General features: G+C 33.2%; 21 protein-coding genes. 9 read left to right on the top strand and 12 right to left on the bottom strand.

Going from position 1 to position 20,357, the window contains the following annotated elements:
- Window positions 1-26 precede the first annotated feature (26 nt).
- Window positions 27-752 (top strand): hypothetical protein, encoded by a 726-nt coding sequence (locus tag QZ659_RS17195; protein ID WP_291727730.1) that lies wholly within the window; start codon window positions 27-29, stop codon window positions 750-752.
- Window positions 753-897: 145 nt separating this feature from the next.
- On the opposite strand, the gene QZ659_RS17190 is transcribed toward QZ659_RS17195, so the two are convergent.
- Together QZ659_RS17190 and QZ659_RS17185 are read right to left on the bottom strand one after the other, a co-directional pair.
- Window positions 898-1,554 carry a 3-oxoacid CoA-transferase subunit B gene (locus tag QZ659_RS17190; protein WP_291727732.1) on the bottom strand — a complete coding sequence of 219 codons (657 nt, stop codon included), beginning with the start codon at window positions 1,552-1,554 and terminating at the stop codon, window positions 898-900.
- Between the two features lie 90 nt (window positions 1,555-1,644).
- Window positions 1,645-2,337 carry a CoA transferase subunit A gene (locus QZ659_RS17185; protein ID WP_291727728.1) on the bottom strand — a complete coding sequence of 231 codons (693 nt, stop codon included), beginning with the start codon at window positions 2,335-2,337 and terminating at the stop codon, window positions 1,645-1,647.
- Window positions 2,338-2,845: 508 nt separating this feature from the next.
- Between QZ659_RS17185 and hemB the strand changes: the two genes are divergently transcribed.
- From hemB to QZ659_RS17170, 3 genes are all read left to right on the top strand, one after another.
- The gene (hemB, locus tag QZ659_RS17180) at window positions 2,846-3,841 is read left to right on the top strand and encodes a porphobilinogen synthase (protein ID WP_291727726.1); all 996 of its coding nucleotides are present in this window, start codon (window positions 2,846-2,848) and stop codon (window positions 3,839-3,841) included.
- Between the two features lie 51 nt (window positions 3,842-3,892).
- On the top strand, window positions 3,893-4,516 hold the full coding sequence (locus QZ659_RS17175) for an RNA polymerase sigma factor (RefSeq protein ID WP_291727724.1): 624 nt from the start codon (window positions 3,893-3,895) through the stop codon (window positions 4,514-4,516).
- Window positions 4,517-4,723: 207 nt separating this feature from the next.
- Window positions 4,724-8,500: a SpoIIE family protein phosphatase gene (locus tag QZ659_RS17170; protein WP_291727722.1), complete on the top strand. Its 3,777-nt coding sequence runs from the start codon at window positions 4,724-4,726 to the stop codon at window positions 8,498-8,500.
- A gap of 168 nt (window positions 8,501-8,668) precedes the next feature.
- Here QZ659_RS17170 and QZ659_RS17165 read toward each other — a convergent pair whose 3' ends face one another.
- The 6 genes from QZ659_RS17165 to QZ659_RS17140 form a co-directional block, all read right to left on the bottom strand.
- On the bottom strand, window positions 8,669-9,163 hold the full coding sequence (locus QZ659_RS17165; protein ID WP_291727720.1) for a hypothetical protein: 495 nt from the start codon (window positions 9,161-9,163) through the stop codon (window positions 8,669-8,671).
- Between the two features lie 155 nt (window positions 9,164-9,318).
- Window positions 9,319-9,624, bottom strand: a complete 306-nt coding sequence (locus QZ659_RS17160) for a hypothetical protein (protein WP_291727718.1) — start codon at window positions 9,622-9,624, stop codon at window positions 9,319-9,321.
- Entirely contained in the window at window positions 9,603-10,034 is a 432-nt protein-coding gene (locus QZ659_RS17155; protein ID WP_291727716.1) for a hypothetical protein, read from the bottom strand. The genes QZ659_RS17160 and QZ659_RS17155 overlap by 22 nt, the downstream gene beginning before the upstream one ends.
- A gap of 12 nt (window positions 10,035-10,046) precedes the next feature.
- Window positions 10,047-10,487 carry a hypothetical protein gene (locus QZ659_RS17150; RefSeq protein WP_291727714.1) on the bottom strand — a complete coding sequence of 147 codons (441 nt, stop codon included), beginning with the start codon at window positions 10,485-10,487 and terminating at the stop codon, window positions 10,047-10,049.
- A gap of 5 nt (window positions 10,488-10,492) precedes the next feature.
- Window positions 10,493-10,876: a type II toxin-antitoxin system VapC family toxin gene (locus tag QZ659_RS17145; protein WP_291727712.1), complete on the bottom strand. Its 384-nt coding sequence runs from the start codon at window positions 10,874-10,876 to the stop codon at window positions 10,493-10,495.
- A 10-nt stretch (window positions 10,877-10,886) separates the two neighbouring features.
- Window positions 10,887-11,135, bottom strand: coding sequence for a hypothetical protein (locus tag QZ659_RS17140; RefSeq protein WP_291727710.1), 249 nt, complete (start codon window positions 11,133-11,135; stop codon window positions 10,887-10,889).
- 112 nt (window positions 11,136-11,247) lie between these two features.
- On the opposite strand from QZ659_RS17140, the gene thrC reads away from it, so the two are divergent.
- Window positions 11,248-12,534, top strand: coding sequence for a threonine synthase (gene thrC / locus QZ659_RS17135; RefSeq protein WP_291727709.1), 1,287 nt, complete (start codon window positions 11,248-11,250; stop codon window positions 12,532-12,534).
- A 48-nt stretch (window positions 12,535-12,582) separates the two neighbouring features.
- Here thrC and QZ659_RS17130 read toward each other — a convergent pair whose 3' ends face one another.
- From QZ659_RS17130 to QZ659_RS17120, 3 genes are all read right to left on the bottom strand, one after another.
- Entirely contained in the window at window positions 12,583-13,398 is an 816-nt protein-coding gene (locus QZ659_RS17130) for a DJ-1/PfpI family protein (protein ID WP_291727707.1), read from the bottom strand.
- Window positions 13,399-13,494: 96 nt separating this feature from the next.
- On the bottom strand, window positions 13,495-14,067 hold the full coding sequence (locus QZ659_RS17125; RefSeq protein WP_291727705.1) for a Crp/Fnr family transcriptional regulator: 573 nt from the start codon (window positions 14,065-14,067) through the stop codon (window positions 13,495-13,497).
- A gap of 24 nt (window positions 14,068-14,091) precedes the next feature.
- The gene (locus QZ659_RS17120; RefSeq protein WP_291727703.1) at window positions 14,092-14,967 is read right to left on the bottom strand and encodes an alpha/beta hydrolase; all 876 of its coding nucleotides are present in this window, start codon (window positions 14,965-14,967) and stop codon (window positions 14,092-14,094) included.
- Window positions 14,968-15,094: 127 nt separating this feature from the next.
- Between QZ659_RS17120 and QZ659_RS17115 the strand changes: the two genes are divergently transcribed.
- From QZ659_RS17115 to QZ659_RS17100, 4 genes are all read left to right on the top strand, one after another.
- Window positions 15,095-15,370 (top strand): hypothetical protein, encoded by a 276-nt coding sequence (locus QZ659_RS17115; RefSeq protein WP_291727701.1) that lies wholly within the window; start codon window positions 15,095-15,097, stop codon window positions 15,368-15,370.
- Window positions 15,371-15,486: 116 nt separating this feature from the next.
- Window positions 15,487-16,743, top strand: coding sequence for a M16 family metallopeptidase (locus tag QZ659_RS17110; protein WP_291727699.1), 1,257 nt, complete (start codon window positions 15,487-15,489; stop codon window positions 16,741-16,743).
- 77 nt (window positions 16,744-16,820) lie between these two features.
- Complete coding sequence (locus QZ659_RS17105; protein ID WP_291727697.1) at window positions 16,821-17,627, top strand: hypothetical protein; 807 nt, start codon at window positions 16,821-16,823, stop codon at window positions 17,625-17,627.
- A 214-nt stretch (window positions 17,628-17,841) separates the two neighbouring features.
- Window positions 17,842-19,836: an ATP-binding protein gene (locus QZ659_RS17100; RefSeq protein WP_291727696.1), complete on the top strand. Its 1,995-nt coding sequence runs from the start codon at window positions 17,842-17,844 to the stop codon at window positions 19,834-19,836.
- A gap of 132 nt (window positions 19,837-19,968) precedes the next feature.
- Here QZ659_RS17100 and QZ659_RS17095 read toward each other — a convergent pair whose 3' ends face one another.
- A complete protein-coding gene (locus tag QZ659_RS17095) occupies window positions 19,969-20,307 on the bottom strand; it encodes a DUF3244 domain-containing protein (protein WP_291727694.1) in 339 nt (112 codons plus the stop codon).
- Window positions 20,308-20,357: the final 50 nt, after the last annotated feature.

Genomic DNA, 20,357 nt, shown 5'->3' with positions numbered 1-20,357 from the left:
TTTCTTAATCACTTATTTTATTTCCAATGAAAATATTCAGTTTTGTATTCTTCATTTCATTTTTGACGTATTCTCTACCTCTCTTGGCACAAGAAAACACAGAAGAAAAAATCTCCTCCAATGGAGTTTATTCAGATGTCAATTTTGCTCTTGGTATTTATCCAGAAGGTGTTTCTCCAGCTATTGCATATTCTCGTCTGTATCCAATAGCTTTCAAAAAACGTTTTTATATTGGTTATGGTGTTCGTTTTACATCTTATTTTGGGCGTGATATAGAGTTAGTTACTGCTCCAGCAAGTGTTTCAGAAGGAAATTTCTTCAAACCTCAAAATGAGGAAAAATTAGACACGTTGTTGATGCCTACTGCTCAAACAAACTCTCTAAATGCTACTATTTTCTTGATGTATAAATTCTCAAAAAAATTTAGTGTAGGATTTAATATTGATGCAATAGGCTTTAGTTTTGGGAAAGACAGAGAAAGTACATTTTACTCATTTAGTGAAGGAATTCCTGCCACTACTTCCAATGCCTCAGTTACCAATTTCAACTTGCTTTTGACAGGTGATTACGATATTGGAAGCCTCAACTCTGAACTCTATGCACACTATGATGTAAGTAAAAAAATTGCCCTTCGTGGTGGTGCAGCCTTTCTCTTTACAGAATATACAACCGACCAAAAATTCGCTTTTGATAACGACAGATTTAGAAAAAAGAGCTTAGGTCTGATGCTTTCAGTAGCGTATAAATTGTAGCACATTTTTTAGAATGTGAATGAAAAAAAACAGATACAAATAAGAGTGAATTTAGACGAGACTAAAGTTTCTGATTCCTTTTGTAAAATTAAATTACACCCTCTAGTCAAACCTAAAAAAACTAAGAGGGTGTAAAAAAAACAACTTATATTTTCATTTCAGGCACATCATTAGGAACAATGAGTTTTCCTTCTGTGGCGTTTTTGATGTCTTCTACGCTTACCCCTGGCGCACGCTCACGAAGTACGAACCCTTCATCAGTTACATCAATGACAGCAAGGTTAGTAACGATTTTCTTTACACATTTTAGTCCTGTAATGGGTAGCTTACACTCCTTCAAAAGTTTTGATTCTCCTTTTTTGTTGGTGTGCATCATTGCTACAATGATATTTTGAGCAGAAGCTACCAAATCCATAGCTCCTCCCATTCCTTTTACCATCACTTTAGGAATTTTCCAGTTGGCAATATCTCCATTTTCAGAAACTTCCATAGCTCCCAAAACAGTCAAATCTACGTGTCCACCACGAATCATGGCAAAGCTCATAGCTGAATCAAAAATAGAAGAGCCAGCCAATGTTGTAACCGTTTCTTTTCCTGCATTGATAAGGTCTGCATCTACATTTTCTTCTGTTGGGTAAGGTCCCATTCCTAAAAGTCCGTTTTCAGATTGAAGAACTACATCAATCCCGTTTGGAACATAATTAGAAACTAAAGTAGGAATTCCGATACCTAAATTTACATAAAAACCATCTTGGAGTTCTTGTGCGATGCGTTTTGCGATTCCAAATTTATCTAACATAATATTTTTTTAATTGAAAGTTGAAAATTGATAATGAACAATGAGTCGATAATAAAATTCAAAAATGAATATTTTATTATTAACTATTCATCATTATTTGTTTACTGTTCGCTTTTCGATACGTTTTTCGTAGTTCTTGCCTTCAAAAATACGCTGCACAAAAATTCCAGGGATATGAATAAAATTAGGGTCTAACTCTCCATTTTCTACGAGCTCCTCTACTTCTACGACAGTTATTTTTCCTGCCATTGCCATCATTGGATTGAAGTTTCTGGCTGTTCCCTTAAAAATAAGATTGCCTTGTTTGTCGCCTTTCCAAGCCTTTACAAAAGCAAAATCAGCATGCAAGGCTTCTTCCAAGACATACATTTTGCCATTATATTCTCTAGTTTCTTTTCCTTCGGCTACTTCTGTTCCGTATCCTGCTGGTGTGTAAAATGCTGGGATTCCTGCGCCACCTGCTCGGCAGCGTTCGGCAAGCGTTCCCTGTGGGATTAAATCTACTTCTAACTCCCCAGAAAGAAGTTGTCTTTCAAATTCAGCATTTTCGCCTACATAAGAGGAAATCATTTTTTTTACTTGACGTTGTTGGAGCATCAGACCAATACCAAAATCATCTACACCTGCATTATTGGAAATACAAGTAAGACCTTTTACGCCTTTTTTTACAAGAGCAGCAATAGCATTTTCAGGGATTCCACAAAGACCAAAACCACCGAGCATAAAGGTCATATTATCTGCTACACCTTCAATGGCAGCCTCTGCGTTGGGATAGACTTTATTCATTTTAATTTGTGTTTGAATGAAAGGATTATTTACAGTCAAAGTTTGAAAAATAAGAGCAGTTTTCAAAATAATGACTCCATGAACAATTCAAAATTAACAATGAAAAATTGTTAATGTTCAACTGTATTCCATAGCAAACAAAACAAAGTATATAAAGTCTGCAAAGTTTCATAACTAGACTAGAAATAAAGGTTAGAATACCTTATTTTTACGATTTAGGTAGTTGTATAAAATTATCAAGACATTTATCTGTGGTTCACTCTACCCTACTATTTTAAAAAAGTATTTTTTAGTTGCATCGCAACGTCCTAGAAGAGTATTTTTATTTAGGAGTTGCAGAGCAACGAAATATAATTTGTAGGATTCAAATTAAAACATCAATATATCATTGCTCTGCAACTTAAATTTCAAATAAAAAAATAGTAGGGTAGAGTGTCTGTGGTTTAAAAGTTGATAATCAAAAAAAATTACAATTACCCATTGTACATTCTAAATTATCCATTCATTTATGCCTTTTGATTTCCAATCTATGCGTTCTCGTCCTCGTCGTAATCGCCAGTCGGCTGCTTTGCGTGCTATGGTAGAAGAAACTTCTCTTTCGGTAGCTGATTTTATCTTTCCCATTTTTGTCATTGAAGGAACAAATAAGAAAGAGCCTATTGCCTCAATGCCTAATATTTTTCGTTATTCTTTAGATTTGCTTTTAGAGGAAATCGAAGAGTGTTATAATTTAGGAATAAGAGCCTTTGCCCCCTTTCCAAGCCTGACCGACGAACAGAAAGATTCTATGGCAACATCTAGTTACCATCCAGATAATTTGTACTTAAAAACTATTACTGCCATTAAAGAAAAATTTCCAGATGTTTTTGTAATGACAGATGTAGCAATGGACCCATACAGTAGCGACGGACACGATGGAATTTATAGAGATGGAAAGATTATCAATGATGAAACCTTAGAAATTTTAGGTAAAATGGCTGTTGCACAAGCAAAAGCAGGAGCTGATTATGTTGCTCCTTCTGATATGATGGATGGAAGAGTTGGCTATTTAAGACATGCACTAGATGAAGCTGGTTTCCAAGATGTCGGAATTATTGCCTACACTGCCAAGTATGCGAGTGCATTTTATGGTCCATTTAGAGATGCTTTAGATTCTGCTCCTCGTTTTGGAGACAAAAAAACCTACCAAATGAATCCTGCTAATGTACGTGAGGCTCTTTTAGAAGCCAAGCTAGATATTGAAGAAGGCGCAGATATGATTATGGTAAAACCAGCTCTTTCATATCTTGATGTTATCAGCAGAGTAAACCAAAGTTCACATGTGCCGATTGTGGCGTACAATGTAAGTGGAGAATATGCTATGATAAAAGCTGGTGCAGAGAAAGGATGGATAGATGGTGAAAAAGTAATGTTAGAAGTCTTATTAAGCATTAAGAGAGCAGGAGCAAAAGTTATTTTGTCTTATTTTGCAAAAGAAGTCGCACAAATTTTGTCTAAAAAATAATGTAGCTCACTCTTTAGAGTGGGAATCTATCATTAGTTTTAAAGCTACAAAATGAAAAGAACTAGGAAACAACTTGTTTATTACGAAGAACAAAAACAATTATTGACAGAGTTTTGTGAAGGAAATGAAAAGGCCTTTGCAAAGCTCTATCAATATTATTATGGTTTTGTAGAAAACTATGTTTGTAAAAATAATGGGACAACAGAAGATGCTCAAGATATTTTTCAAGAGACACTTATCGTATTCTTGGAAAAACTAAAAAAAGATGACTTCTATCTTACAGCTTCTCTAAAGACATATATAGTTGCCATTAGTAAAAATATGTGGCTCAATACGTTGCGTAAAAACAAAAAAGCAACTGTCTATTCACTAGCAACTACTGAAAATTTCGATGAAAGAGAAAATATTTCAGAAAAATATGCTTTTGTCTTGTCAGAAAAGTTTGATGAGCAGCTAGAAGAAGAAAAGCCATTACTAGAAAAGTTTGGTGATTATTTTTCTCGTCTTACCTCACACTGCCAAAACCTTCTCTCTACTATTGTAGAAGAAAAAAAAACTACTGAAGAAATACAAAAGGAATTTGGCTACACTACTCGCCACAACTTAAACAATCAAAAATACAAATGTGTAAAGCAACTCAAAAAGGTAAAAGCTTTAGCAGAGGCAAAACCTTGATAAGGTGCTAATTATGATAAATAAAAACGCTTATACGAGAGAAGCAAATAAAAAGTTTTAAAATAAAAGCTACTTTTTTTAGAAAAATGGATTATTTCGCTTAGTTTTTGTTATCTGAATAATTTAAAAGCTATCTTGCTTACAAATAGAGATATTTTTGATAACATAAAATCAATATTAGATTATTCTAGCTGCATCTTTAGCACAATGAATCAGGTAAAACACTTTTTAAACTTTCTAGGTCTATTTTCTCTCTGCATTCGTAAATATTTTACGATACTTTTTATTGTATTTTTTATTTTTGTCCATCATTCAGATAAATTATACGCCCAAGCTATTCCAACCACAGAACACTATTCTATTTACGACTATCAAGCACATCCTCAAAATTGGTCGGTTGTGCAAGACGACATAGGCAGAATTTATGTAGCTAATGCAAAAGGTATTTTAGAGTATAGTGGTAATGTATGGAGGTTGATAGAACTACCTAACCTAGCCAGTGCAACAGCTCTAACTAAAGGAAAAGACGGAAAAATATACGTAGGTGCAACAGCAGAAATTGGCTATTTGGATACAGACTCATTGGGAAATAAGGTCTATGTATCGTTATCTGAAAAAATGAACGAGCAAGACAAACAGTTTTCTACAATATGGAAAGCCTTTTCTACTGCTGACGGAATTGTATTTCAATCTTTTGAAAAAATTTTTTGGTATAAAGACGGTGAGTTTAAGGTTATTTCTCCTAATACAGCCTTCCACTTAGCATTTCATATAAAAGAAGAAGATAGAAATACACTCTTTGTAAGAGAGTGGGGAAAAGGGCTGCATAATCTTACAGCCAAAGGATTAGAATTTATAGGAGGAAGTGAAATTTTTGCAGATGAAAAAATCTATGCGATTTTACCTAAAAATAAATCAACCTATTTTATTATTACAGAGCAGAAAGGTATTTATACATATAGCAAAGGAGGAAATTTTACACCATTTTTAACTTCTTCAGATGCAGTATTAAAATCAAGTCAAGTTTATTGTGGAGTTAAACTAGCAGACGGAAACTATGCTCTCGGCACACGTCTGATGGGGGTGTTGATTTTTGATACTAATTTCAATTTTCTTTATAAGATTTCTTCAAAAAATGGCTTAAAAGATGATAGAGTAGCTTATCTCTATGAAGACTCTAATAAACAGCTTTGGGCAGCTCTTAGTAATGGAATTTCTTATATTGATGTTGCTTCCTCATTCCGTTACTTTGGAAAAAACACAGATATAAATAGAAATGTATTGAGTATTTCATCGCCCTATAAAGGCAGTCTCTATATAGGAACAGTACAAGGAGTTTTTAAATCTAACTCATATAAAGCAGATAGTATTAAAGAATTTAGTCTTTTGCCTTACTCTGAACGAGAAACTTGGAAACTAGATGTATATAAAGACATCCTTTTAGGCGCACAAAATCCAGGTATTGCTTGGATAGGTACACGAGGTATCGAAGAGCTTTTGGCTGCCAGTAATCCACTGGTTCAAGACTTTACATTGGTAAAAAATGACACTTCTCATCTGATAGCAGCTTCTATCGAAGGGCTTTTACTCTTGAAATGGCAACATGACCATTGGGTATTTGTAGATAAAATAGAAGGTTTTCTTGGTGCAGCTACCAAAATCATTCAGGATGAAAATAATGATTTTTGGGTTAGTGATTACAATAGAGGAATTTTTAGATTAAAGCTAAGTCCAGATTTTAAAACGATTACTCATTCTGAATTTTATGGACAACTCAACGGTTTGCCTAAAAGCCAAGGCAATCATGTATTTGAGTTAGACGGAAAACCTGTTTTTGGAACATTAGAAGGTATTTATTCTTTCAATGAAAATACATTTACGCCTCATCCAGACTTTGAGAAACTTATTGAGAAAAAGGCAATTACTATTCTTGAGAAAGATAAAAAAGGAAATTTATGGATAGTAACTCAAAATGAAAAGAACAAATTTAGTAGTTCACAAACGTTGCTCGTTCAGCTTAAAAAAACAGATTCTGCTTATCTGCGTTATGATGCGCCGTTTCATAAAATAAAACAAATTGTACAAGCAGTTCGCCCAGTGAATGATAATTTAGTTTTGATTGGAACAAATGAAGGACTTATTTCCTATAATCCTCTCAATACGATGGCAGACAAACAGCCTTTTTCTGTTTTTATTACTCAAATAGAACATAGTGGAGCAAATGACTCCTTACTTTTTGCAACAGATTTTATTCTCCAACAGCAAAGTAATAAAGAAGAAAAAGTAAAATTGCCTTATGAATTAAATTCTCTTCGTTTTAGCTTTGGAAGCTCATTCTTTGAACAGCGTAGTGAGGTTTATTATCAAACCAAATTAGAACCTTTAGACAAAGAATGGTCTGCTTGGACAACAGAAACCCAAGATAAATTCACCAATCTTTCAGAAGGAGATTATACTTTTCGTTTGAAAGCTAAAAATTTATATGGGGTAGAGAGTGAAGAAGTTGTATTCAAATTTACAATAAAAACGCCTTGGTTTAAACATCCTTTATTTTATCTTTCTCTATTACTTATTTTTGGTTTTTTTGCTCAATATGGCATCAGACTTTATACAAAACGCTTAAAGTCAGAAAAAAACCTATTGGAAAATACAGTTAGAGAGCGTACTGAAGAAATGCGTCAAGCCTACTTTAATACTCGTGTGTTGAGTAAACTAGGACAAGAAATTACAGCTACTCGTTCTATTGACGAAATTACTGATATGATTTATCAGCATGTTAGTAAACTGATGGATGCATCTGTTTTTGCCATCGGAATTCATAATGAAGAAGATGAAACTATAGAGTTTCCAGTAGCGATTGAAAACAATGAAAAACTTCCTTTTCATTATGAAAGATTAGACGAGACAGGGCGTTTTGCTGTTTGGTGTTTTCTCAACGAACAAGATTTATTTGTCAATGATAGTGATGTAGATTACGAACTCTATATGTCGCATCGTCCGAAAACAACAGTTGGGAAGGCTGCTCCTTCGCTCATTTATCTTCCACTTAAAATAAAGAAAAAAGTAATTGGGGTAATTACGGTACAGAGTTTTGAAAAAAATGCCTACAACGATTATCACTTAAACTTGCTTCGTAGTTTGGCTGTCTATACTGCCATTGCCATTGAAAATGCTAATTCTTACTATCAAATCAATGAGCAAAAGGAAATTATTGAAGACAAAAACAAACAACTTATTTCTAGTATAAATTATGCTAAGCGTATTCAAAATGCGATTCTTCCTCCTTTAGAAGCTATTCAAGAAGAATTTGAAGATACTTTTGTTTTGTTTTCGCCTCGTGATATAGTGAGTGGTGATTTTTATTATTTCAATAAATTAGAAGGAAAATCTATCATTAGTGCTATTGATTGTACAGGACATGGCGTTCCAGGGGCATTTATGTCTATGATAGGCTATGAGCTTCTCAATGAAATCATTTTAGCAAGACATATTACTGACCCTGCAAAAATTTTGGATGCTTTGCACGAAGGCATTTCGACAGGCTTGCGACAAGAACAAACTTTTACACAAGACGGAATGGACATGACGCTTTGTGTATGGGATAAAGAAACAAAAACATTAGAAATAGCTGCTGCACGTAATCAGATGTATCTTTTTAATGCAGAAGATAAAGAAAGAATTATCGAAATAGAAGCAGATAGACAGTCTATTGGAGGAAAAATGGACGAGGACTTTGAATTTACAACTCGTACCATTCAAATTCAGAAAAGTGATACAATTTATCTACTCACTGATGGTTTTCAAGACCAATTTGGAGGAACAGAGGATAGAAAATATTTGCGCCGTCGTTTGAGAAACTTCCTTAAAAATCATCAACATCTTTCTATGATACAGCAGCGCAGAGCCTTGCAAAGAGAGCTTACAGAGTGGAAAGGAAATAGAGAACAAATAGACGATATTCTAATTATTGGTATTCGTTTTTGATTTTTATATTTGAAAAATCGTATCTTATTAGTACAATCAATTTTCTTTATTTCAACTATTCTTCTCTAGTAAAATAAAACTTGCACTTTTTTAGAGTACTGAACATGAGATAAAAAAAATGGAGAACTTTACATTAGAATTTATGAAAAGTAAATTTTTCTAAGAATCCTATAATATGTTTGATACATCAATTACAAAATCATATAAACTCATCAGCTCTTGAAGTTCTAAAAAGGTAGAATTACATTTTATGCTAATTGTACTGCCGTGTTCTAAACTTTTAGAATAAAAGATCTCCTCTACTACTTCAATTTGGTATTTATTCATTAGTTCAATAATGCTCACCCCATAAGAGTTACTGCTATCTACTAAACTATAGCTATTTTTGATAGGTAACAGTTTAGACACAAAAGTTTTTTTTATGTGTAAAGTCTTTACTTTTTCATTATTTACAGACAGATAAGCATAATTTGTATAATGATAGGAATGATAGGCAGCACGGCTAACCTTGAAGCTAAAAACTATACTCTGCTTTTTATTAGGTAATTCTTTTAAAACTGTAAAAATGTCTCCTTGTAATCCAAGATAATTATCTGGTTCTTGATTATATTTTGCTTCGATTTTAGTAGCAAATTCTTTATACCTTTCAATTTGTTTGTTCATTTTTATAAGACTTTATTATCTTTCTATGACCTTTATAATCTCAAATTCATAACCTGTTTGCCATTCTATTTTAGAAAAAACAGCTTTTTGTTTCTCTATGAGAAGGATTAGATTTTGATGATACCATTCTAGCTCATTTTCGTCTCTTCCTATTTCTAAATCAAAACAAACTGAATTATCAACATTATAAAAGCAACACTTACAAATCGTTCAACTTGAGCATTGAAAATTGAATAACCGATAGTTTCATTATTTTTTACTTTGTACTCCAAAATATTTTTAAACTTCGTTTTTCCTTCTTTATTCTCTTCTAAACTAATCCAATCATAATCATTTCCTTTATCAATAAGAAATAACTTAACTTCCCAATTAGTTTGCTTTAATATTTCTATCAAATCCAATCCATTGAAATCAGAGAACTCTTCTTTTTTGTAACAGTTTATTTCTTTTGTGTACCCCATAACATCTTACCTTTAAGTTTTCTAAAAACAATAATAACAAAATACACCAAGAAAATATAAGGAATATAAAGAACGTATATCATAAGTACTTTCAGAACCCAACCTACCCCATAGTATTTTATCAACAAAACTTTAACCCTTTCTATATTTTCAGGAGCTACATTTTTAAACTTTTCGCCACCCATTGTGAACAAATCATAGTCATAATGAAGCAAGAGAAGTTGTGTAGAATAATCTGACCACCAACCAAAAACTAACAAGGTAGAAAAAGTAACTGCTATGCTCAGACATAAATATAAAAGAAACTTATAATCAATTTTGAACTTGCTCAAACCCATTTCTATCAGAATAGGAAAAACAACCAAGCAAGAAATCAGTAGAGTTGATATACTTTTTACTATTATTTCCATTATAATTTTATTTTAAATCCAATCGCTATCTACTAAAATAGACCAGCCATTACCGATTCCCCAAGTTTCAATTAGCATTCTTTGTTTATTCACTCCTTTCTTTGAATGTTCAGCATCACAAGCTTCCCAACTTATACTAACCATTCCAAATGAATACCTTTCATAATAGTATTGGACATAAGTACAATTTTCCCACCTCACATCAATAGAGATGATGCCTTTACTTTCTAATTCTTCTTGCAAGGCTAAATCTAATTGTTCTATGTATGATGAAGCATATCCACGCTTATTTTTAACGAAGTCAGTTTTTAATCTCTTTTCCGTGAGTTCATTCCATTCTTCCATATTGGAATTAATCATCTTTATTTTTTCCTCTACAAGTTGTTCTCGTTCGGTTGGCTTGCAGGAAAATAAAATCAAACACATCAAAAGGCAAAAAAAGTAACTTTTCATAAGATTTATATTTGTTCCATTATATCCTTCAAAGCAACTATTTTCAAGTTAACTATATTTTTAAAATCTGCATCGTTATTGGTAAGTAGAGTTTCATCTTTTAGCAAAGTAGTGGCAGCAATTATTGAATCTCCTAAAGACATTTTCCTTTCTTGTCTCAACTGAGTAGCTTTATTTATAATTTCTCCACTAATAGGTATTTGCTTGACTACCTCAAAGAACCGTTCAAATATTTCTCTTTCATCTTCTGTGAGTTTATTGTACCCCAAAACCTCCAGTTTCGTAATAGCAGAAACTGCCAAATCATACTCATTTTCTCTTAAAAACTCACGGAGCTTTTCGTAATTCGGCTGTACTGCATAAATCACAATATTGCTATCTAATATCATTTTCTTAAAATTAATCTCTAAAAGGTAATTTACTATCAATTCTAGTTTCTCGTTGCCAATCAGAAGGATTTTGTATAGATGAAACTCCTCCTTGTTCAGCTAGTTTGTCTAACCAAAACAGTGGAGATGATTGACTTTTAGCTTGCGAAGTATCTTCTATCTTTTCAGATTCTTGAATAATTTTCACTTTAAAACGCTCAAGGATAGCCAATAAAATATCTACATCAGCAGGGTTTTCTATTTCTATTTTTAATTGCATTGCTAGGCTAATTTAAAAGAACTAACTTATTTGTCTTACATAAAGATACAAAAAAACAATTTTTCATACTACATTTGCATAAAATCCAACAGTTCTTAAAACGTCAAAAATAGTGAATTACCTCAGTACAAGAAAAAATGATGAAAAGGTTTCTTTCAGAGAAGCTGTCATCAACGGACTTACAAAAAATAGTGGTTTGTATTTTCCAGAGAATATTCCTTCTCTACCTGTTTCTTTTTTTGAAAATATAGAAAGCAAAGAAGATCACGCAATTGCTTTTGAAGTATTAAAGCCATTTACGAAAGGGTCTTTAAACGATGAGCAGCTTGGGCAAATCATTTCCGAAACGCTTAATTTTCCTTTGCCTGTTGTGAAGGTAGAAGACAATATTTTTTCCTTAGAACTCTACCACGGTAATACGCAAGCCTTTAAAGATGTAGGCGCACGTTTTATGTCTAGGTGTTTGTCTCATTTTTATAATGACCATAGCCAAAACGTAACCATTTTAGTAGCCACTTCGGGCGACACAGGAAGCGCAGTAGCCAATGGTTTTTTTGATGTGAAGGGAATTGATGTCAAGATTTTATTTCCTAAAGGAAAGGTAAGTCCGTATCAAGAATTTCAGATGACTACGCTAGGCAAAAACATTCAAGCCATAGAAGTAGAAGGAACATTTGACGACTGCCAAAAACTGGTAAAAGAAGCCTTCAACGACACAAAACTAAGAGAAAAAGTAACTTTAAGCAGTGCTAACTCTATCAATGTTGCTCGCCTATTGCCTCAAATGCTTTATTATTTCTTGGCATACAAACAGCTTAAAAAACAAGGCGTTTTAAAAGATAAAAAACTCATCGTTTCTGTACCTTCTGGAAATTTAGGCAACGTTACAGCTGGACTGTTAGCTAAAAAAATAGGCTTGCCGATTGAACATTTCATTGCTGCACACAACGCCAACGATACATTTTATAATTACCTCCAAACAGGAAAATATGAGCAAAAACCTTCTGTTCAGACATTTTCTAATGCAATGGACGTAGGCAATCCAAGTAATTTTGAGCGTATAGAATATCTCTATAAAAGCAATGTAGAAGCTACAAAAAAAGACATTTCTGCCTTCACAGTAGATGATGAGAAAACGATTGAGGAAATAAAAAATTGTTACGACAAAAATAGCTACTTGCTAGACCCACATGGTGCAGTTGGAAAATTAGCTCTACACGATGTTTTGAAAGATGATGAAATCGGATTGTTTTTAGAAACGGCACATCCACAAAAGTTTTCAGAAATTATTCAAAAGGCTATTCCAAGTTATAAATCTGAAAAGGTAGATTTATCAAATGCTAAAAAGTTATCTATCGAAAACGATTATGATAAATTGGTGGACATTATTTTGAAGTAAGCATTTAAACCCTAAGGGACTATGAAGCCCCTTAGGGTTTTTGTTTTCTTACTTTTTCCAGTTTTGAAGCCTATCTAAATAAAGATACGATTCTACAAATTTTCGATGTTCTTTACTGCTGAGTTTTTCCAAAAGCTCTAAAGAAGAAATATAAGAAGCTAAATTTCCATTTGAAGACAAAAATTTTCCATCCTCCATATAACTTATTTTTCCATCATTTTGCACTTTGAGATTAGGATAATTTTTCTGTAATTCTTTTCCACCACCAATCCAAGTAACAATTTTCTTTCCGTCTGCAATTCCAGATTCTCCAATCAAAGTAGCTCCAGCACAATTACTTACTGTATAATCTGTATTTTGATTTTGCTTTTTTATAAATTCCACTAAATTCCTATTCTTGACTTGTAGGCTCATATCATAAGCACTCGGCACAATAAGAATATCTAATTTTGGAGCATTTTCTAAAATATAATCGGGAAACATTTTTAGTCCTTCTTCACTTGTAATGACTTCATATCTTTCGGCAATTGTAATGACATTAAAAAGTTGCTTTCCATCTTCACTTTGTTTTGTAAAAACGTCCATTGGCGCAGTCAGTTCTGTTGTCAAAACGTCGTCATACATCAATAAACCAATGATAGGCAAATCAGGGTTTAATGACTTTAGATGTTGAGCTAATGAATTTTTGGAGCTTTCATCTAATGAAAAAGAAGTATTTTGACTATTTTTAGTATTTGGACTACAACTTGCCAAAGAATCCAAATTCATAGAAGAATCTATATTCGTAAGATTATTTTTTGTTTTGTTTTGAGAGGTACAACTAAATAAAATAAAAGTTGCAAATAGAATATTTAGAAATTTCATTGTTTAATGGTTTGATGTAATTAATGTTTTCAACAAAGCTACTGGCTTTCTCTTACAAAAAACTTAAACTGGTTTAAGAAAGATAATTAGTATTTACTATGTCCTTTTATTTCTCAACTGACTCAAATACTCTGGTGTCAAGCCTAGATACGTTGCTAATAAATATTGTGGTACTCGCTCTACAAAATCAGGAAACTGCCTTCTAAACTCAAAGAAAATTTCTTCTTTTGAATAGTCAAACATGTATTTTACTCTCATTAAAGAAGCTCCATAGGATTTCTGATAAACCATTCTAAAATATGTTTCTAGCTGTGGAAAGTTTTTTAATAACTCGTGCTGACTTTGATAATCAATAGCTAATACTTCAGAATTTTCGATGGCTTGAATACAAAATTCAGTAATGCTTTGCTGTTCAAAAGCTAAATAATCAGTAAGCCACCAGTTTTCAATAGCAAATTGAATCGTTTGTTCTGTACCTTTTTCATTGACGAAAAATAGGCGAACACAACCTTTAACAATAAAATAGTTTGAAGTACATTTTTTACCAATTTCTAATAAAATGTCTTTCTTTTTTAGAGTTTTTAGTTCAAAATACGAAAGAATTTTAGGCATTTCCTTTTTATCTATAGATATAAATTTATTCAAGTGATGATATAATTCTTCTTGCATTTTGAATAGAAATATTTTATTACTCTAATTTTCCTTTATAAATTTTATTATTTCATCATATCGCTTGCTCCAAGGAAAAAAATATTGTACCATCATCGGAACGTGCTTTTTATTCAGTAAAATAGCCTCAACATTTGGTTGAAACTGCTCTAAAGAATCCAAAAAATGCTCATTCGAAACAATAATGGATTTATAGGTTTTCTTTCCTAAGTAAAGCATAATGGGTGGTGTCTGCTTATCAATATAGTAAATTGGTGATGCATTTTTCCATGTTTTTGCGTCTTTTGTCCAAGTTGTATCGTAATTGCTATTGCTTGTCGGTGGATTTTCTTGGAGATAATTATACATATCTAGTCCTGCTGCATCATTCAAAATTAGCCCAGAAACTGTATTATCTTTTACACCATATTTTGGATTCATAGTAGAAAGTGCAATCAAATGCCCTCCTGCTGAATGTCCTGTAAGAAAGATTTTATTTGGGTTTCCGTTATATTCTTCAATGTTATTTTTTGTCCATTGTACGGCTGCCGCAATTTGCTTTGCCATATCATCATAATTTGCCTTCGGACTAAGCGTATAACCCACCACTACCGTAACAATTCCTTTTTTAGCGAAATTTCTACCGAAAAAACTATACGTTTTCTTGTCTCCACTATTCCAATTTCCACCATGCACAAAAATCAAAACAGGGAGTTTTTGGTTTTTCGTATCAAACTTTTTACTATGTTTTTTCAGATTCTTTGGAGAAAAAATATTGAGTGTAGGCAAAGGCTCATCTGATGTTTTTTCTGAAACTGGTTTCTCTAAATAGGACACATTTTCGTACTTATTAGAAGCACAGCCAAAAAATAACATAAGAGGAAAAGAAATTAAAAATAGAGGTGAAAAAATGGATTTCATAAAATGGGGTTATGTTAAATGATAAAACACTAACACCTTTGACAACATAAAGTTATTTGATTCACTGAAAGGAAAGTTTAAGATTTGTTTTTAAATGCTATTTTTCTGTATTTTGAAATAAAAAATTATGAGATATACAGGAGAAACACTAGAAAAACTAGAAAATATCTTCGAACTGGGAGGATATAAGGTGCGTTACGAAAAAGGTAATTTTCGCTCTGGAGCGTGCTTAGTAAAAGGAATGCCTATTATCGTCGTCAATAAGCACTTTACTAACGAAGGAAAAATAAACTCACTTATAGAAATTTTGAAAGACATAAACGAACAAATAGAGTTTAAAAACTTTATGACAGACGAGCTTCAAAACGACTTTGAGAAATTTTTAAAACATGAACCAAACTAAATTAAATGATAAGTGGTAAGTTATAAGTGATAAATGAAATTCGACACTTTTTATCTGATAAATTTCCATTTTCAATGCCGTTGTTGGTGTCTCCACCAACGACAAACAACAACTTTATGATAGACTTTTCACACTTTACGCTTGATAACGGCTTACGTGTTTATATCCACGAAGACAAAACAGTTTCTATTGCTACGGTAAATATTATGTATGATGTCGGTTCAAGAGACGAATCGCCTCATCGCACAGGCTTTGCACACCTTTTTGAACATTTGATGTTTAGTGGTTCTGCCAATATTCCCAACTTCGATACGATTGTGCAACAAGTGGGAGGTTCAAACAACGCCTATACTTCGCCAGATGTAACCAACTATTACACCGTCGTTCCTGCGCCTAATGTAGAAACTGCCCTTTGGCTAGAAGCTGACAGAATGCTATCTCTTTCCTTTGACCCAAATGCACTAGAAGTGCAGCGAAAAGTAGTGATTGAAGAGTTCAAACAGCGTTATCTCAATCAGCCTTATGGCGATATTTGGCTACATTTACGTCCTTTGGTGTATCAAAAACATTCCTACAACTGGGCAACGATTGGAAAGGAAATCAAACATATCGAAGATGCTACTTTGGAGGAGGTAAAATCTTTTTTCTTCAAACATTACCGACCAGACAATGCGATTTTGGTAGTGGCAGGAAATGTAGAGAAATACGAAGTAGAAAAAATGGTAAAAAAATGGTTTGGTGATATTCCGAAAGGCAACCGACCGATGCGAAACCTAGAAAAAGAACCACCCCAGACAGAAGCCAGACATAAAAAAGTAACAGCAAAAGTTCCTTTGAATGCCATTTACAAAGCCTACCGAATGGGAGACCGAAACGCTGCCGATTACTACGCTACCGATTTGGTAAGTGATGTTTTGGGAAGAGATAAATCAGCTCGTTTGTATCAGAAATTGGTAAAAGAAAAAGAAATGTTCAATTCTATTGGCGCATACATTATGGGTTCGGTAGATGAAGGACTTTTGGTTATTTCTGGCAAACTAAATCCTGCCTACACGCCAGAACAAGGCGAAGAGGCTATCCAAACTGTCATTGATAATTTCTTAGAAAATGAAATTTCAGATGAAGAGCTTCAAAAAGTAAAAAACCAAGCCGAAGCCTCACACGTTTTTTCAGAGGTAGAAGTCTTGAACCGTGCGATGAATATTGCTTACTATGCTCTTTTGGGAGATGTGGACAGGGTAAATCAGATTTCTGAAAAGGTTGCACAAGTTACAAAACAAGACCTCATGACGGCTGCCAAGAAAACTCTTCGTAAAGAAAATTGTAGTACGCTTTATTACTATGCTGAAGAATTGAGTTCGGTGGCTGGGTAAGGTAGGTTTTGCTTTTTTAGTGTTGCTTGAGCTCAAAAACAAATAAATTTGGAGAATTATATCCAATAAAACTTAACATGGTGAAATACATTATTTTATTGTTGCTATTTCTAATCAACATCTATCCTAGTATAGCTCAAGATGATTATTATAGATTATTTCCTAAAAAAGCTGTCATATATGGAAATACGTATGAGTACGATAGTATAAGGCAGTATTATTTTAGCAAAGATAGTGTTTATCAATATGAACCAGTACAAAAAATTTTCGTTAATCCAGAGAGCATTGATGAATGGAAAAAACAGCAAATAGAAATGGATAGTCTTAACGAAAAATTTAAGAGGATACATAATTCTATGGATGTGATACCTCGGGTTCGGATTCCTGAATTTATTTATTACAATTCTTTTATGGACTCTCTCAATACAAAGTATGAACAGATAAAAGACCTTTCTAATTTTTATAATTTGTCTAATTCAGATATAGGTGTTTTAGCTCAATACTGCAACGTCATTGATAAGCACATGTTTGAGAATAAGATGGTGTCTAAGTATAAAAATAATAACCCTAAATACTGGATTATTCCGAAAGTAGCTAATGATTTTAAAGTAAAATTTGATAGTCTTTTTGATGATTTTTGTAGAAAAAATAGACAGGCTTATTCTTTAGAAAGACCTAAGGCTCTATTTACACAAACACTAAGTATAGCTGGATATGGTGGATTTGAAGTGCTTATAGATTTCTACAAAACTTGTCCTATAAAAAGTGAGTGTTTAAAAGATGAGAAAGTGATTATGTTAAAACCTTATACTATAACTTACTGTATTTTTACTATAGCTGGATATGGAACACCTATTATAAAAGGATGGCCCAGAGAAGACTAAACACCACTAGCATTATCAGCCTTTCTATCGCAGTAACCAAATAAACACAGTTATAATCGACACAAAGGTAGCTTTCGTCTAATTTCTGATAGAATTAAATAGATTTTTGTCTTATTTTTGATTTTAAGGCAAAACTATTGTAGTTTGTCTTGCACAACCACGAAAACCCTAAGGGTCTTGAAGACCCTTAGGGTTTAGCAAACTATTTTACTCTATGTTCAAGTTTCTCAATCATGTTTCTATAAAAACCAAAGTAGTAGCATCTATTATGATAGCGACTATTATTGCCCTCATAACGGCTTTTTCGGCGTTTGTGATTTATGATTTGATTGACTACAAAACCGAATTAGAAACAGGATTGCGTGATAGAGCGCAAATTATTTCAAGAGATAATTATTTACCTGTCAGTTTCGCCCAGCCCGAAAATACAGAAAGCCAGTTGAAAGATTTGTTTGCTTCTGACCCTAATATTTTGGCAGCACAAGTATATGACACGCTGGGAAATCTGTTTGCAAAATATGAACGCTTAGATATTAAAGTGAATCCTGAATATAAAGAACCTCCTCATACAGAATTTGACTTACTCAAAAATCAAATGTCGGTGCATCATCGAAGAGAAGTAGAATTAGGTAGTTTCAATGAAAACAATACGACAGGACTTTCTGTAGATAATCGTCCTCCAAAATACCCAACAGTATATTTGCTTTCCAACCTTGACCGTTTTTACGACCGTCTGCAACGTTATGCACTTATTACAGGACTAATTCTACTGACTGTTTCCCTGCTGACATATTTTATTGCTATTCGCTTGCAAAGGCTTGTTTCGAAACCGATTTTAGACCTTACAGCGCAGACCAAACAAATTGCACAAGAAAAAGTCTATTCTACACGTATAAGCAGAGGCGACCGACGAGATGAAATCGGAACGCTAACAGAAAGTTTTGATGATATGTTGGCTCAAATCGAACAGCAAAATTTAGCTTTAGTCTTAGCAAAAGAACAAGCCGAACAATCTGCCAAAGCAAAAGAGCAATTTTTAGCAAATATGAGCCACGAAATCCGTACTCCTATGAATGGCGTTTATGGAATGTCGGAGCTTTTACTAGATACTTCGCTCAATAATGTGCAGTTAAAATATGTCAATGCCATCAAATCGTCTGCTGACCATCTTTTGGTTATTATCAATGATATTTTAGATTTGTCTAAGATTGAATCGGGTAAAATTTCTTTTGAAGAAAGTCCGATAGATTTTTATCCTATTGTGGAAGGACTTATCAGTAGCATCAAGGTAAAAGCAGATACAAAGAAGGTTAGACTTAGAAGTAAAATCAGTCGTGATGTTCCTGCTCGTTTTGTGGGTGATGAGGTGCGTTTGAGACAGGTTTTGCTCAATCTTTTGGGAAATGCTGTCAAATTTACACATAAAGGAGAGATTACCATTGGCGCAGAACTCGTAGATGAAGATAAAAATTCTGTTGTACTGCATTTTTATGTAAGCGATACAGGAATTGGTATTCCAGAGGAAAAAATACAAGACATTTTCACAATGTTTACGCAAGCTAGCAGCGATACCACACGAAAATACGGAGGTACAGGCTTAGGATTGGCAATTTGTAAGCAACTTGTAGAACTTCAAGGAGGAGAAATTTTTGCAAAAAGTAAAGTCGGACAAGGTAGTACATTTGCTTTTCAAATTCGTTATAAAAAATATACAGAAGTTAGTCAGCCCATTCAGCAGAGAGATAGAAATGGACAAATTCCAGATGTTTTGCGTGATGCTATTCATTCTGAATCTCAAAAAGAAATTATTGACAGTACAAGTATTGTTAAGCCAAAACCAACTAATAAAATTCTTTTGGCAGAAGACAATGAAATCAATCAGCTTTTAGTGGTAACAATGTTGAAGAACTGGGGCTATGATATTCATGTGGCATTTAATGGAAAAGAAGCTGTCGAAAAATTGCAGCAAGAAAAGTTTAATTTGGTCTTGATGGATGTACACATGCCAGAAATGGATGGCTACCAAGCTACCAAAATTATAAGAGAATCCATTTCAGAAGACCTCACTATTATTGCCATGACAGCATCAGCACTCAAAGGAGAAGCTGAAAAATGTATCGCTGCAGGAATGAATGACTACATCGCAAAGCCTTTTAACAAAGAACATTTCAAAGAAAAACTAGCTAGTTATCTTAGAAAAGAAGCCTAGAACATTAACCTCACAACCGTCTACGAGCTAAAAGCATCATTAAGGTAAGAAATAAACTATATAAAAAAAGCAACCTCAAACGAGATTGCTTTTTTGAATTCATGAAGAGGTTTAATGTGCTATTTATTATGATTATCTAACATAATAGGTTTCATATGTTGATTTATCTTCGCCTATTACCTGCAAAAAGTATGTTCCTTTTGGAAGTTTGGCTAAGTTGATGCTGTATTTTACTTTTTCAGCAGTAATTCTTTTCTCGTGCAAAATGTTGCCCTGCTCATCAGTAAGCATTACTGTGATTATACCTTTATTGTTTTCAATATTTGCTATGGCTTTATTCTCTACTTTTGTAGAGAAAGTAGTTTTGAAGATATTTTTAACGCTGCCTTCATCAAACGATGAGTTAGCAAAAGAACTAAAAGATAAAGAAAGAGTAAAAACAGTAGCGAAGATAAATTTTGAGATATTCATGGTTTTTTTATTTAATTATAATTTATTACTTATTTGATTATTTTTAAATT

The organism is Bernardetia sp., from assembly GCF_020630935.1.
Classification (GTDB): Bacteria; Bacteroidota; Bacteroidia; order Cytophagales; family Bernardetiaceae; genus Bernardetia.
Note: the sequence above shows the minus strand (reverse complement) of the source record. Positions and strands in the feature narration are given on the sequence as shown.